The 14,788-nt window shown below is 36.4% G+C and carries 10 protein-coding genes and 1 tRNA gene; 5 read left to right on the forward strand and 6 right to left on the reverse strand.

Going from position 1 to position 14,788, the window contains the following annotated elements; translation table 11 throughout:
• Positions 1–561 precede the first annotated feature (561 nt).
• From miaA to ENH66_02055, 6 genes are all read right to left on the reverse strand, one after another.
• Positions 562–1,452 carry a tRNA (adenosine(37)-N6)-dimethylallyltransferase MiaA gene (gene miaA, locus ENH66_02030; GenBank protein ID HDZ54458.1) on the reverse strand — a complete coding sequence of 297 codons (891 nt, stop codon included), beginning with the start codon at positions 1,450–1,452 and terminating at the stop codon, positions 562–564.
• Complete coding sequence (gene miaB / locus ENH66_02035) at positions 1,449–2,777, reverse strand: tRNA (N6-isopentenyl adenosine(37)-C2)-methylthiotransferase MiaB (protein ID HDZ54459.1); 1,329 nt, start codon at positions 2,775–2,777, stop codon at positions 1,449–1,451. Before miaB ends, miaA begins: the two co-directional genes overlap by 4 nt.
• A gap of 200 nt (positions 2,778–2,977) precedes the next feature.
• Entirely contained in the window at positions 2,978–4,273 is a 1,296-nt protein-coding gene (locus ENH66_02040; protein ID HDZ54460.1) for a hypothetical protein, read from the reverse strand.
• 73 nt (positions 4,274–4,346) lie between these two features.
• Positions 4,347–5,951 (reverse strand): hypothetical protein, encoded by a 1,605-nt coding sequence (locus ENH66_02045; protein HDZ54461.1) that lies wholly within the window; start codon positions 5,949–5,951, stop codon positions 4,347–4,349.
• Positions 5,952–6,000: 49 nt separating this feature from the next.
• Positions 6,001–7,758 carry a threonine--tRNA ligase gene (locus tag ENH66_02050; protein ID HDZ54462.1) on the reverse strand — a complete coding sequence of 586 codons (1,758 nt, stop codon included), beginning with the start codon at positions 7,756–7,758 and terminating at the stop codon, positions 6,001–6,003.
• Positions 7,759–7,861: 103 nt separating this feature from the next.
• Positions 7,862–11,038, reverse strand: a complete 3,177-nt coding sequence (locus ENH66_02055; protein HDZ54463.1) for a DNA polymerase III subunit alpha — start codon at positions 11,036–11,038, stop codon at positions 7,862–7,864.
• 150 nt (positions 11,039–11,188) lie between these two features.
• Here ENH66_02055 and ENH66_02060 point away from each other — a divergent pair.
• From ENH66_02060 to ENH66_02080, 5 genes are all read left to right on the forward strand, one after another.
• A protein-coding gene (locus ENH66_02060) for a peptide chain release factor 2 (GenBank protein ID HDZ54464.1) occupies positions 11,189–12,350 on the forward strand; the annotation gives its coding sequence in 2 pieces (ribosomal slippage) (positions 11,189–11,248 and positions 11,250–12,350; 1,161 coding nt in all).
• Between the two features lie 78 nt (positions 12,351–12,428).
• Positions 12,429–13,109: a cell division ATP-binding protein FtsE gene (ftsE, locus tag ENH66_02065; GenBank protein HDZ54465.1), complete on the forward strand. Its 681-nt coding sequence runs from the start codon at positions 12,429–12,431 to the stop codon at positions 13,107–13,109.
• Positions 13,110–13,122: 13 nt separating this feature from the next.
• A complete protein-coding gene (locus ENH66_02070; protein ID HDZ54466.1) occupies positions 13,123–14,031 on the forward strand; it encodes an ABC transporter permease in 909 nt (302 codons plus the stop codon).
• Positions 14,032–14,069: 38 nt separating this feature from the next.
• A tRNA-Gln gene (locus ENH66_02075) sits at positions 14,070–14,143 on the forward strand.
• Between the two features lie 120 nt (positions 14,144–14,263).
• Positions 14,264–14,725 (forward strand): hypothetical protein, encoded by a 462-nt coding sequence (locus ENH66_02080; protein ID HDZ54467.1) that lies wholly within the window; start codon positions 14,264–14,266, stop codon positions 14,723–14,725.
• Positions 14,726–14,788: the final 63 nt, after the last annotated feature.

The following is a 14,788-nucleotide window of genomic DNA, read 5'->3' on the forward strand; positions in this document are numbered from 1 at the left end:
AAAGACAAGTGATGGTTGATTATGATTATTTTACCTGTCTGACGTGTGGTTGGTCTGCACATGAAGATCAAGTAATGATTGAGGGAGATAAGATAATTGTTTGTGAGAATCCATTACTTATTCAAGAAAAAAATAACAACCAACAGAAGGTTTCAGCTGAACCAAAGAGAGCTAGACAAAGCAATCCTCGACATGGTAAATATCCGTTGTAGGAGAGGAAAACGGATAAGGTTCTCTCGAAAGGAGGAAGGACAATGAGAGAGACAGTGATCAATGATGAAGGGATTTGGAGGGATGAGCCGCCGTTGTTCGGATCACCGCGCTATCCCATTCTATTTCCTTTTGTTATTTTTTGGGTTTCGGTAGCCGAGAGCTTCGTCGCCTGGGCAGCTTTGTTTGGGCATTGGCGAGTAAGACAGACGGAAATTCTCTTTGGCTCTTGCCGCCCAGGGAGTATGGAACAAGACCTTGATGCCGTAGATGATTTGGTAAGCCGATTCTAAAGATAGACGTTCTCGGAAGAAGCACATTGGAATAAGAGGTCCCCTAGGGATCTCTTATTTATTTTTTCAGAAATTCTTCAATTAATCTTTCTGCTTCTTCTAATTTTTCCAACCAATGGATTCTCTTGTCTTTTTTGAACCAAGTCATTTGACGTTTGGCAAAATGTTCAATTTCTTTCTCTAATCTTTTTAGCATCTGCTGATAATCTAATTTCCTCTGTAGATATAAAGATATGTATCTATATTCCAGACCAAATTCTTCTAATCTTCTCCAGGAAAGACCGGCCTTTTTCAGCCTTCTAGTTTCAGCTATCATTCCTTGTTTTAATCTCTTCAATAGCCTTTTTTTAATTAATTTTTTTATTTCTTGAGAGGACTTTTTAATCCCAATAATTAAAATCTCAAATTGAGGAGGTTTTTTCAATAGAGGCGGTACGGGTTTTTCTGTTTTAACTAAAATTTCCAACGCTCTAATTAGCTTTCTTTTATTTTGTCTGTCAATATTTCTGGCTCTCTGTGGGTCTATTTTTTTTAACAGTCCAAAGAGATCTTTGGCTTCTTCCTTTTCCAATTTTTTTCTTAATTTCCAATCAGGTTTTACTCTAGGTATCGAAATTTGATCAACGATAGCCTGAATATAGAATCCTGCCCCCCCAACCAAAAATGGATTTTTTCTCTTCTTTAAGATTTTTTTGATTGCACTCTGAGCTAATTTTTGATATTGAACGACTGTAAATCTTTTTTTTGGATAAGCAACATCCAAAAGATAATGGGGAATACCTTTCATTTCTTTTTTCGTTATTTTTCCTGTACCAATATCCATTCCTCGATAAATCTGTCGGGAATCAGCAGAGACAACTTCGCCGTTGAACTTTTTGGCCAGCTCTATTGCCCAATGACTTTTTCCAGAAGCCGTTGGTCCCAGAATAACTATCAATTTATTTTTCATATCATTTCTCCTTTTAACCTCCAAGGAAACGCATCAACAATTTTTATTTTAGTGAATTTGCCGATTAGGTTTTTTGGACCTTTAAATTCTATAGTTTTATAGTTCCGTGTTTTTCCATATAAATATCCGTGCCTGTCCCGCACCGAACCTGCCTGCCCCACACTTCTGGTGCGGGGTCGTTCCGTTTCTATTAATACATCTAATGTTTTTCCAAGGTATTTTTTATTTTTCTCTAAGGCAGTTTTTCTCAAAATATTGGTCAAAATCTTCCACCTTCTTTCTTTTTCTAAGCGAGGGATATCATCTTTGAAATTAGCAGCTTTTGTTCCTGACCTTGGAGAATATTGAGAGATATAAGCCATATCATATTTTATTTCTTTAAAAAGCTTAACTGTATTCTCAAATGCTTTTTCTTTCTCTCCCGGGAAACCAATAATAACATCGGTAGATAGAGTAATATTAGGAATTTTTTTTCGGATTTTCCTAATTATATTTTTGTATATTTCCATAGTATATGGTCGGTTCATTTTTTTTAGAATTTCATCATCACCGGACTGGACAGGTAAATTTAAATATTCAGTCACTTTTTCGCAACTGGCCATAATATTGATTAATTCTGCCGAGAAGTCTTTGGGGTGAGAGCTGGTAAAGCGAATCCAAAAATCGCCCCCAATATCATTTACCATATTCAAAAGTTTCGGAAAATTAGCCCCTTTAAATTTATAGCTGTTTACATTTTGCCCTAATAGCCAGATTTCTTTGTATCCTCGTTTAATTAGATTTTGAACCTCGCAAATAATTTCTTTGGCTGGCCGGGAGATTTCGCGACCTCGAGTATAAGGGACAACGCAAAAAGTGCAGAAATTATTACAGCCTGTCATTATTGGTACGTAGGCAGAAAAATTATCGGAATGTTCGGGTTCAATCCTCAAATAAGACTCATTCTGTAATGCGCTGTCTTTAATCGTTAAATTGCTAAATTGCTTTATTGTTAAGAGTTTTTCTGGTAATTCTGGTAAATCATTGATATCTAAAACTAAATTGAAATTCTTGGCAAATTTTCCTTTATCTTTTTTCAAGACGCAGCCTGTTATCACAGTCCTTAGCTCAGAATTTTTAGTTTTTAATTTTTGGAATTTTTTAGTTTGGCCCCAAATTCTATCAATAGCTGACTGCCTGACCGAGCAAGCATTAACCAGGATTAAATCGGCCTCATTCATATTTAAAGCTGGCTGATATTTAATATTTTCCAAAACAGTAGCAATTCTCTCACTATCTGAATGATTCATCTGGCATCCGAATGTAATAATCCAATATTTTTTCATAATTTGTTCATTCTTGCCCCGTAGCTCCACTGAAAGCGGATGGTATCGGGGTGACCGTAAGTGATGATGTGTATTTCATACAAGTCATTCTAAAACAGAAAAGCGGCCCTTTCAAGACCGTTTTTCTTAAGAACATTGTCCGGTAACCTTACTTGCTCCGCAAGAACAATCAGAACCTGTTTCACAATAAGATTCGCTTTTCACCTCATTATCTCAGGCCTTACTTCAAGAATTTTCCCACATATTCCTCTATGCTCTACCTCTATTCCTGCTATTTTAGCAAAACATCCATTACTGTAAGTGTTGCCATCTTTACCGCAGACCGGATCCCACAAAGCAATACAAGCTTCCTTTTCAAGAAATGGTGGTACTTCTGGTGCTGGGATGGGTAAGGGTCGAGTTTCCACTTCTCCTGGAATTACACATTTTGGAGGCAGGGGACAGCCTTTGACATCTTTTTCAATAATAATTCTTCCTTTCTCACAGGGACCTGGATCAGTCCAGACGAATTTAGGACATAGGGGAATACTTGATCTTTCTAATCCCTCTTTTACTTTCTCTAATATATTAACCTTGCTTTCGTCTAATCTTTTCTTTAATTCTAGGAGCCGGGGTGTTTCAGGGATTGCCCGGATTCCCGATCTAAGATTCTCTAAAATTTCAAGATGTTTTTCTTTTGCTCCAGAGATTTTTTCTAAATATTCTTTAAATCTCTCTTGATCTTCGGGCGACATTTTTTCTAAATTCCCCTGTAATCTTTTCAGAGAATTTTCCTGAGCCCTTCTTATTGCATCTTTTGCTTCCTCTGGCACTTTTTCCTCTAATTCTGATAAAATCTCCAGATTCTTAAAGTGCTTAAATTGACTTCCTTTTTGTGCTTCTAAAATATCTGTCAATTTTTCACCAATTTTTTCTCTTCTATCTTCTAATTTTAACATCACATCCCCGAATTTTTCTAAATGCATTTCTCTGGCTTCTTTTATTTTTTCAAAAGCTTGTTCTGGCACTTGATTTTCTAATTTTTGTAAAAGTTTTTGGTGCAAGATTTGCTGGTGAATAAATTTATCTAAGAATTTATCAACTTTCGGATTTTCCTTTGCTTTTTCTCTTATTTTTTCAGTCTCTGATTTAACTCTTTCTATCTCTTTTTGATAATTACCCGTGGCTCTTTTAATTGCTTCAGGGTTTTTCTTTCTTTCTATCATCTTTTTTACTTCTATCAATTTCTCATTGGCAAATCGAGATCTTAATTCAGACTTGGCTACCGAGTTGAAAGTAAGAAGAGATCGAATATCCCTGGCCCAGTTTTTTAGAAAATACAGAGGGTGATCTGGTAGAATCCGAGGGTCTCCCACGCCTAAATCTTGAGGTTGAATATCTTCGTCAAGATTAACCTCTTCAGTTACATCAACAGGCGCTTCTTGGGCGAAAGCGATTGAACCTCCGACAAAGACAAAAAAAGCGCTAATTACTATTATTCCAATCAGTTTAGTCATATTAAAACGTAAATTAGTTTTTAAGATTATTTATTAACTCGACTTTTATTGTATTACAATACAAAATTTAATTTTAATGTATTTCTTCTTTTTTCTCTTTTAGGAAATACCTCCATTGCTCTAAGAATTCGATGAAAAACTGGAACGGAAGCTCAATCAAAATGTTAAATACAATCATCAGAACGCTAACCCTTTCCCACTGCGAAGACAGCCATTTTCCGACTTGGACAAGGGGAAGAGTTAAGAAATCAAGAGCCGAAGTTATTATTGTCTCTTTTTCCTCCTCAACCTGAAGCTCTTTGGCTCTGTGCCTGATTCTCGTTCCGGCAAAAAGAATTAACGACAAGAAAACAATAAATATTATAATTGACAGAATTCCAAAGTCTAATTTTTGGAGTCCCCAAATAATAATGCCAAAAGAAACAAAAAAACTCAGCAGATAAAAAACAAGCAGAATTCCTTTCATAATGAGACCCCTTTTCGGGGATGGTCTTATTGGATAGATGTCTTTCTTTTTACCCTCATAAGCAATCTTCATAACCTCCCATATTACTTTTTGGAGATTTTCTTTAGAGGGCGGCCGGACGGTTAAAATCATTAAAAACATAAGCAGGGGAGGAATTAGAATATTTAAGCCCAAAGCAGAATAATTGAATTGGTGGGTTATGTATCTCTCAAAAGGAATCTCAATGAGCAGGACTATAAGCATTTTTGTAGCAAAAATAGAAATAATACTATAGAGGGCGGCTCGAAAAAGCTTTTCTTTTAATCTCAAAGACCGTTTACCGTATGCCTCTTTCACTGAATCCTCTAAAGTTTCCGGCTGAGATATCTTCTCTCTGGCAGTTATTGGATTTTTAGTTAGAATATCACCCAGAATTAAATAAAGCGTATCATATTTTTCGCAGACTTGATAGAATTTTTCACCTAAAGAGCTTTTTAGATCTTTTTCAATTCTCCTCCAGATTGAATAAATATCTTTGGCTATTTCTTCCAATTGTTCCTGAGGAAGATTCTGCCACAGGGGATAATAAAATTCCAAGAGATGATAGCTGATAATAGGAGAGTCTAATTTAAAAAGGGCTCTCTGGGCAGCAATATAAATTTGCTTTTGCTTTTCTTTCTCAGATATTCCTTTAATTACAAAAATTCCTTCTTTTACTTCTATCTTTTCCTTCATAAGCTCTGTCATATAGTCAATCAAAGCTCTTTCTCTCTGGGGAGGGTCAAGAACTTCTTCAATTTCACAAGCAGTAATTCCCAAAAGCCAACTAGAAAGCCGGGTTTTTATTTTTTCTTTATCAGGAGAAGGGCTGTTTCTTATGATAAAGATATACTTTTGAATTAGCTTCTGGACAATCTCAACTTTTTTTTCTTCAATGCTATCATTTAGAAAATGTCCGCCTCTAATCAGTTCTAACACTAGAGGTCCGGCAATTTTTTCCCCATCTTCCATTAAAAAAAATCTTCTCTTCAGCACTCTCTCAATGGCCGTTTTCCTTAAAAGATGTTCTTCTCTCCATTCAATAACTCCTCTTATTTTTTCGTAGAAAGCTGCTACCTTCGAGGCTATTTCATCAACATGCAAGACAGAAACTCCCTCTTTTTGTTGCAGAGATTGATGCCAACTTTGGTATTTTTGGATGAGTTCTTGGGTTTGCCGAGAAATTATTGCCATATAAACGCGTTAGTATTTAAACATTTTTCATCCGGATTTATTAAGACATTCAGATGTTAATATGTTTGAATGTCTTTTTTTTTATTTCTATCTTGACTTTTTCTAAAAATTTATTTAATTCTATCTGTCCGATATCGCCTCTATTTCTTTCTCTGACTCTTACTGATTTTGATTTTTTTTCTTTATCACCAACAACCAATAAATAAGGAATTTTTTGAATTTCTCCCTCTCTTATTTTTTTAGAAACGGTTTCGGCCGTATCCCTGATTTCATATCTTAAATCCAAGGTCTCAAACTTCTTGCCAATTTCTTGTGCATATTTTCGGTGGCGAGATCCTACTGGAATTACCCAGGCCTGAACAGGGGAGAGCCACAAAGGAAAAGATCCCGCATAATACTCAATTAATATACCTATAAATCTTTCCAGAGCTCCTAAAATAGCTCTATGAATCATAAATGGCTTTTGTTTTTTACCCTTTTTATTTATATAAGAGATATTGAATTTTTCTGGTAGGTTAAAGTCAAGTTGGACTGTTGTACATTGCCAGGGTCTTCCCAGAGAATCTTCTATTTTGATATCAATTTTTGGTCCGTAGAAAACTCCTTCGCCAGGATCTATCTGGTATTTCAATTTTGTTTTTTTCAGGGCGTATTTCAAACTGTTGATGGCTTTTTCCCAATTTTTTAACTCTCCAGTATATTTTTTAGGGCGGGTGGAAAGATAAACCTCATACTTTTTAAATCCGAATGTTTTTAATATTTTTAGAGTTAGACGTAAAACAGAAATTAATTCAGTTCCCAGTTGCTCTGGTGTGCAAAATATATGAGCATCATCTTGGGTAAAGCCTCTAACTCGAACCAGACCGTGCAAAACTCCGGATTTTTCGTATCTGTAAACTGTTCCGAACTCAGAAAATTTAATCGGTAAATCTTTGTAGCTTCTAATCTTAGATTTATAAATCTTAATGTGAAAAGGACAGTTCATTGGCCTTAAATAATATTTCTCTTTTTCAATCTCAAAAGGGGAATACATGTTTTCTTTGTAAAAATCTAGATGGCCAGAGGTTTTAAATAAGCTTTCTTTTCCAATGTGAGGAGAACTAACCAACTGATAACCTGTTTTCAATAGTTCTTGATTAATAAAGTCTTCAATGATTTTCCTCAGTATTGTTCCTTTCGGATGCCATAAAGGCAACCCTGCTCCTACTTCAGGATCAAAAGAAAATAAATCTAATTTTTGGCCTAAAAGTCGATGGTCTCTTTTTTTAGCTTCTTCTTGCTTCCTGTGATAATCATCGAGTTCTTTTTTTGTTTTAAAGGCTACTCCGTAGATCCTGGTGAGCATTGTCCTTGTTTCAGATCCACGCCAATACGCTCCGGCAATTTTGGTCAATTTAAAAGCGTCTGGAATCTCTTTCGCCTGCCCCGAACGAAGTTGAAGGGTCGATTTAACATGAGGGCCCTTGCAAAGATCTACAAAATCGCCTGATTCATAAACAGACACTCTGTCGTCTTTTATTTCATTTATTAACTCTAATTTATAAGACTGATTTTTGAATATCTTTCTTGCTTCAGTTTTTGGAATTAACCTTTTTTTGAAGGTAATATTTTGCTGAAGGAGGCTCCTCATTTTTTTCTCGATTTTCGGTAGATCGGCGGGGGTTAAACTTTTTGGCAGGTCAAAATCATAATAAAAACCATTCTCAATTATGGGGCCGATACCAAGCTTCACTTCCGGATAGAACTGTTGAACAGAATGAGCCATTATATGAGCCAAAGAATGTCTGATTATCTCTATATTTTTCATATTCTTATTTTATCACGAATGTAAAGAAAGTAAAAAAAACCGAGAACCGTTCTCGGAATTCATATCGCAATATAACAATTTAACAATGTAGCGATGTAACCATTTAACTGGTTTCTATAATCTCTTCAATTTCCTCGCAGATTATTTTAGGGGTGCCTCCCCGGTTGTCTATTCTTCCCGAAATCAGAACAATTTTATTTTCCTGGAAAATAGTGGGATTTTTTTCAATGACTCTAGGAAAAGCAATAACCTCAATTCTATCGTGTTGGTCTTCTAAGTTTATAAAAAGCATCGGCTTCCCCATTTTGGTGATAACCTTTTTAATTTTAGAAATGACTCCCCCCGTTTTTATAAATCTTCCAGCTAGACCCTTAGAGACCTTGGAAAGAGGCGAGACGTTTTCAAAGACTTTTTTGAAACCCTCTAAAGGATGGGAGGTGACGAAAAGACCCAAAAGCTCTTTTTCCCAGGTAAGTTTTTCTGCTTGAGAAAGCGGAGAAGCTTCTGAAAGGACAAAATTAGAGTTAGAATTAAAACTATGCCCTTCTCCAAACAGGCTTTTTTGTCCTTGATTTTTAGCTCTTCTGATCTCTCGATTATGTTCAAGTAACTTCTCTAAATTAGAAAGCAATTTATTCCTTTCTTCAAATTGATCAAAAGCTCCGGTTTTAATTAAACTCTCCAGAGATTTTTTATTTAAATCCTTAGAGTCGATTCTGGAGATAAAATCTTGGATCGATTTAAAAGTTCCTCCTTTTTCTCTATCCTTGATAATTGCATCGACAACATTATGGCCAACATTTTTGATGGTCAAAAGTCCAAACCTTATCTTATTTTCTTTTGGTACGACGCTGAAATTTCTAAAACTTTCATTTATATCAGGGGGAAGAATCTGAATGCCCATTTTCTTACATTCTGTGATTAAAAAGCCAATTCTCTCAATATCGGATTTTTCAGACGTTAGAAGAGCAGCCATAAACTCAATGGGATAATGGGCCTTAAGATAGGCTGTTTGGTAAGCAATAGCAGCGTAAGCTGTGCTATGAGATTTATTAAAACCATAACGAGCGAAAGGTAAAATCCATCTCCAAATTTCTCGAGCAACTTCTTCTCTTATTCCGTTATTTTTCATTCCTCTCATCATTTTTTCTTTCTGGGCAACCAATAAAGACTTAATTTTTTTACCAATTGCTTTTCTTAAAATGTCAGCTTCGGCCAAACTGAAACCTGCTAATTTCTGGACAATCTGCATTAATTGTTCCTGGAAAATACAAATTCCATAAGTAGATTTTAAGATTGGCTTTAAATCAGGATGTAAATATTCTACTTTTCTCTTTTTGTGTTTCCCCTTGATATAGTCTGGGATAAGTTCTATGGGGCCTGGTCTATATAGAGCTATCATGGCAATTATATCTTCAAATTCAGTTGGTTTCAGCTCTTTTAAATATCTTTTCATTCCGTCGCTCTCAAGTTGAAAGATGCCCGTGCTGTCTCCATGTTGTAAAAGTTTGTAAGTTTTTCTGTCATTTTGGGGAATGTTTTCGATATCTATCTTGGTATCTCGTATCACATAAATTCGGGCCAGACAGTCTTCAATAATGGTTAGATTTTTTAACCCCAGAAGATCCATCTTCAAAAGACCAAGACTTTCAATAGACCCCATTTCGTATTGGGTAACAACAATTTTTTCGTTCTGGGTCGGGTGTTGTAAAGGCACAATATTTTCTAAGGGTTCTTTTGAGATTACCACTCCGCAAGCATGGGTTGAAGCGTGCCTGGCCACACCTTCTAATTTTTTGGCAGCATCTATTAGTTTTCTTGCCTGAGAATCTGTTTCATAGATTTGTTTGAATTCTGCCACTTTTTCCATGGTTTCTTTGAGGGTAAAAGAGAGGGGAATCATCTTGGCGATTCGGTCACAGTAAATATAAGGATAATTCATTGCTCTTCCTACGTCCCTGATGACGGCTTTCGCCGCCATTGTTCCAAAAGTGATAATTTGGGCAACTTTGTTTCGACCATATTTTTGGGCAACATATTCTATTACTTCGTCTCTTCTTCGGTCGGCAAAATCAAGGTCTATGTCGGGAAGAGAGATTCTCTCTGGATTTAAAAATCTTTCAAATAAAAGATTATATTTCAGAGGATCGACAGTGGTAATATCTAATAAGTAAGAAACCAGAGAACCGGGAGCTGATCCTCGTCCAGGGCCCACAATAATTCTGTTTCCTTTTGCCCATTTAACAAAATCCTGAACAATTAAAAAGTAAGAAGCAAAACCCATTTGTTTAATTATTGAAAGTTCATATTCTAAACGTTCAATTGTTTCTTTGGGCAACTTCTTATAACGTTTTTCTAGTCCTTGATGGCAAAGTTCTTTTAAATATTCATCTGCTGTCTTGTCTGCAGGAAGAGGGAACTGGGGAAGCTTTGTTTTTCCTAATTCAAATTGGAAGTTGCATAAATCGGCTATCTTCTGAGTATTTTCGATTGCTTCCGGCTTTGATTTGAAGGCAGCTGCCATTTCGGTCTGGCTTTTTAAAGAGAAATCATCAGTCTTTAGCGTTAATCTTTCGGGATCATTAGAGTTAGCCCCGGTATTGATTAACATTAAAATATCTTGGGCTTCGGCATCTTCTGGTTTTAAATAATGGACATCCTGGGTGGCTACCAAAGGAATTTTTGTTTTCTTTGAAAGCGCTATTAAACCTTTATTGACAATTCCCTGTTCTTTTATTTTAGGGTGGTGTTGAATTTCCAGATAAAAGCTATCTTGGTCAAAAATCTCTTTGAACTTGAAAGCCAACTCTTCAGCTTCTTTTGTCTTTTTAGCTAAAATTAATCTGGAAATTTTACCCTGAAGACAGCCGGACAGACAAATTAATCCTTTTCCGTATTCTTTCAGTAAATCCATATCGACTCTTGGTTTATAATAAAAGCCTTCCAGGTGGGCTTTGGTAATAAGCTTTACCAGATTTTTGTAACCTTCAGCATTTTTCACCAAGAGAGTCAAATGATATCTTTTATCATCAATATTAGGTCTTTTCTGATCCATTCTTTCATAGGCCAGATAGGCTTCTACCCCCAGGATGGGTTTTAAACCTCGTTCTTTGGCTTTCTGATAGAATTCAACCGCTCCATATAGAGTTCCATGATCAGTTAAAGCAATCGAGTCCATTCCCAACTCTTTTACCCGATCTAAAAGCTCGTCGATCTTTGGCAGACCATCGAGCAGTGAGTAGTGACTATGAACATGGAGGTGGGTAAACCTTTGAGTCATATTCTAATGGCTGATTCTAGAGATTATCCTATTATATAAAGTTTTTGGGCAAAAGAAAAGCCAATCTTTATATTGAACCAGAAATAATCTCTAATTGTTGCAGGGATTTACTTTCCCTAAAAATTTGCTAAAATGAGGCTGAAAAGAAAAATGCCCAACACATCTTCCAGACTAAACGAACTTCAAGATAAACTCCATCATTTGATGGACTGTCTTTGAATTAGAGAAAAAGAAAGAGAAAATTAAAGAGCTGGAAAAAGAAAGAGAAAATCCTGATTTTTGGCAAAACCAGAAAAGAGCAGTCAGAATTAATCAAGACATCGCCCTTTTGAAAGAGGAAACAGAAAGACTCGAGAGTTTCAGAAAGGAACTGGACGATTTGGAAGAATTGAATAAATTAATTAAAGGAGAGGAGGTAAAAGACATTGAGAGCAAGATTGAATCTCTGGAAACAAAAATTAAAGAAGAAGAATTCAAAACTTTTCTCTCCGGAAAGTATGATAAATCTTCAGCTGTTCTTTCTATTTATGCAGGGGCCGGCGGACAGGATTCTCAGGACTGGGCAACGATGCTGTTGAGAATGTATGAGAGATTTTGCTATGGCAGGGGATTTAGAACCAAAATTTTACATCAGTCTTTTGGCGAAGGCGGAGGGCCGGACGGAAGAATTGGGACGAAATCCGTAACCTTAGAAATTCAAGGGCACTATGCTTTCGGCTTTTTAAAAAAAGAATCAGGAGTTCATAGGTTGGTTAGAATTTCGCCTTTTTCTCCCCAGCAACTTCGTCATACCTCTTTTGTTTTAGTTGAAGTTTTGCCGGAAATTGAAAAGGAGACAGAAGATGAAATCAAAATCAAACCAGAAGATTTGAGAATTGATTTTTATCGAGCTTCGGGGCCCGGCGGCCAACATGTTAATCGTCGGGAAACAGCTGTCAGAATTACCCATTTGCCAACCAACCTTGTGGCCTCTTGCCAGGCAGAAAGATCGCAGGGACAGAACAGAGAGAGAGCAATGAAGATGATTTATTCAAAACTTTATCAATTGAAAGAGGCTGAACAGCAAGAAAAAATATCTCAGATAAAAGCCGCCGAACGGCAAGCTTCCCGCCTAAAGCGAGGTTCGCCCGAGGCGACGTCCGGAGGGCAGGGAAAAGCTATTTCAGCCAGCTGGGGAAATCAAATCAGGTCTTATGTCCTTCATCCATATAAATTAGTTAAAGATTTGAGAACCAATCTTGAAACTTCAGACGTAGAAGGAGTATTAGACGGTAATCTGGGCCAATTCATTGAAGCCGGAATTAAAATATAATCTGAATATCACGCATTCCTTGGGTGTACATCTTATCCGGAGCATTCGGATGAGATTCGTAGATTCGGATCATACTTTATGATTAATTTTCAAAATATTGCCAAAATTTATTCCTCAACCATTGTCGCCTTAGAAGACGTTTCTTTTAAGATAGAAAAAAAAGAGTTTGTTTCTATTGTTGGAAAATCAGGAGCCGGGAAAACAACCCTGCTTAAATTGCTTCTGGCCCAAGAGAAACCCTCTCGGGGAAAAGTTTTTTTTGATAATCAAGATGTTCATAAAATTCCTTCTTCAAAGATTCCCCAATATCGCCGGAGAATCGGCTCTATTTTCCAGGATTATAAGCTTTTCCCAAATAAAACCGCCTATGAAAATGTAGCTTACGTTTTAGAGGTTACCGGAGCTTCTGATTTGGAAATTTCGCAAAATGTTCCCCAGGTGCTGGAAATAGTCGGCCTGAGCCACAGATATTCTAATTTTCCTCCAGAGCTTTCAGGGGGTGAGCGTCAAAGAGTGGCTATTGCCAGAGCCTTGATTCATCGGCCGGACGTTATTTTAGCTGACGAGCCAACCGGAAACTTAGACCCATATCATACCCGGGAGATTATTCATCTATTGTCAAGGATTAATGAAATGGGAACAACAATCATTTTGGCTACCCACAATAAAGAGGTTGTAAACACCTTGTCAAAAAGGGTGATCACTATTGAGAAAGGTACGATACTTAGAGACGATAAAATAGGAAGGTTTACTCTTTAAATTAAAATTCCTTATGTTTACTTCTTTAAAAAGGATTATTAAAGCAGGTTTCCTGAATTTTCGCCGTCAGGGCGGTTTTACCTTTGCTACGGTTTCTATTATGGTAATGACTATTTCCTTGATTACTTTTCTCTATTTTTTCCAGGGGATTGTTCAATATCTAGTTTTAAATCTTCAAGAAAAAGTTGACGTTTCAGTTTATTTTAAAAAAGACTCTCTTGAAATAGAGATTTTGGAGGCAAAAGAAGAAATTAGCAGGATTCCAGAAGTAAAGAGCATCGAATATGTATCACAGGAAGAAGCCTTGGATCGTTTCACCCAGAAACACAAAGACAATTCTCTCTTAATGGAAGCATTGGCTGAAGTAGGAGATAATCCTTTATTGGCTTCTTTAAATATTAAAGCTTGGCAGGTAGATCAATATGAAGCTTTAGCTAATTTTTTAGAAGGCGCCCCTTTCCAGGATTTAATTGAGAAAGTAGATTATCACCAGAATAAAATTGTTATTGGGAAAATTTTTGATATTTCTTCTAATATTAGATTTGCCGGAATTATTTTTAGTTTAATTTTGGGAATAATTGCGATTGTTGTTGCTTTCAATACCACCAGATTAGCAATTTATAGTTCAGAAGAGGAAATTGCAACAATGAGATTGGTGGGCGCTTCCAACTGGTTTATCAGGGGGCCATTTCTGGCTCAAGGGATAATGGTAGGAATGATAGCCATTTTTATTACCATTTTGCTTGTTGCTTCAATAAATTTATTTTTGAGTCCAAAACTCGAAACCATTTTATCAGGATTCAGTCTTTTCGGTTATTTTATTAATAATTTTTGGACCTTATTCTTAATCCAGCTTACTGCTGGCATCGGCCTTAGTATAATTTCTAGTATGATAGCCATCAGGAAATATCTGAAAGTTTAAACATTCTGCCTCTTCGGTAGATACGCCGAGGAGGCGTATGCGGGGTCGTCTAACGGTAGGACGGATGCCTCTGGAGCATTTAATCTAGGTTCGAATCCTAGCCCCGCAGCCATCATATGCTAAGTCAGGTGACCGAGATGCCCGGCATTGCCGGGTGTTTTTAGTTATTGACTTTTTTTGAAAATAGAACAGAATTAAGGATGAATTATTATTTATAAAAAGAAATTTATATATGAATTTCGAAAGCATTATTAAGGGAAGAATTGCCAGTATTATTACTAGCTTAATGTTTCAAGACGCTGATTATTTAGTCGTAAATTACGGACATGAAAGTATCCCTGATCGCCTTGTACAATTAGGCGTCTCAAAAGACGGTAAGGCCGCGGAAGTATTACTCACTAGCCCATCTTTTATTGTCATGAATAAAAAGGATCGTTCCGTTAATTTGCTCCAAATCAGATACCAAGGTGAGGGCGCTAGTGGTAGAAATATTATTTGGAGATATGAAAAAATGCAGAGATATTGGCCTGGTAGTCATTTATTATTAGTTCGTCCCAGAAAGCCTTACTTTTTTATAATGACCGTAACAAAAAATGGGCCTAAGCCCATTCCATTAATAGATTCTAAAATTTTCAATGTAGATAAGGGAATAGTTTTGAAATTTGGGCAATTCGTTAAGAAGTTTCTTTCATAAAAAAGCCCAAGATTAACGCGGTGCTTTGACTACACTGCCTACAGGCAGTGTAGTCAAAGAGGA

The sequence above is a fragment of the Candidatus Nealsonbacteria bacterium genome (genome assembly GCA_011050465.1).
Classification (GTDB): domain Bacteria; phylum Patescibacteriota; class Minisyncoccia; order Minisyncoccales; family RBG-13-36-15; genus RBG-13-36-15.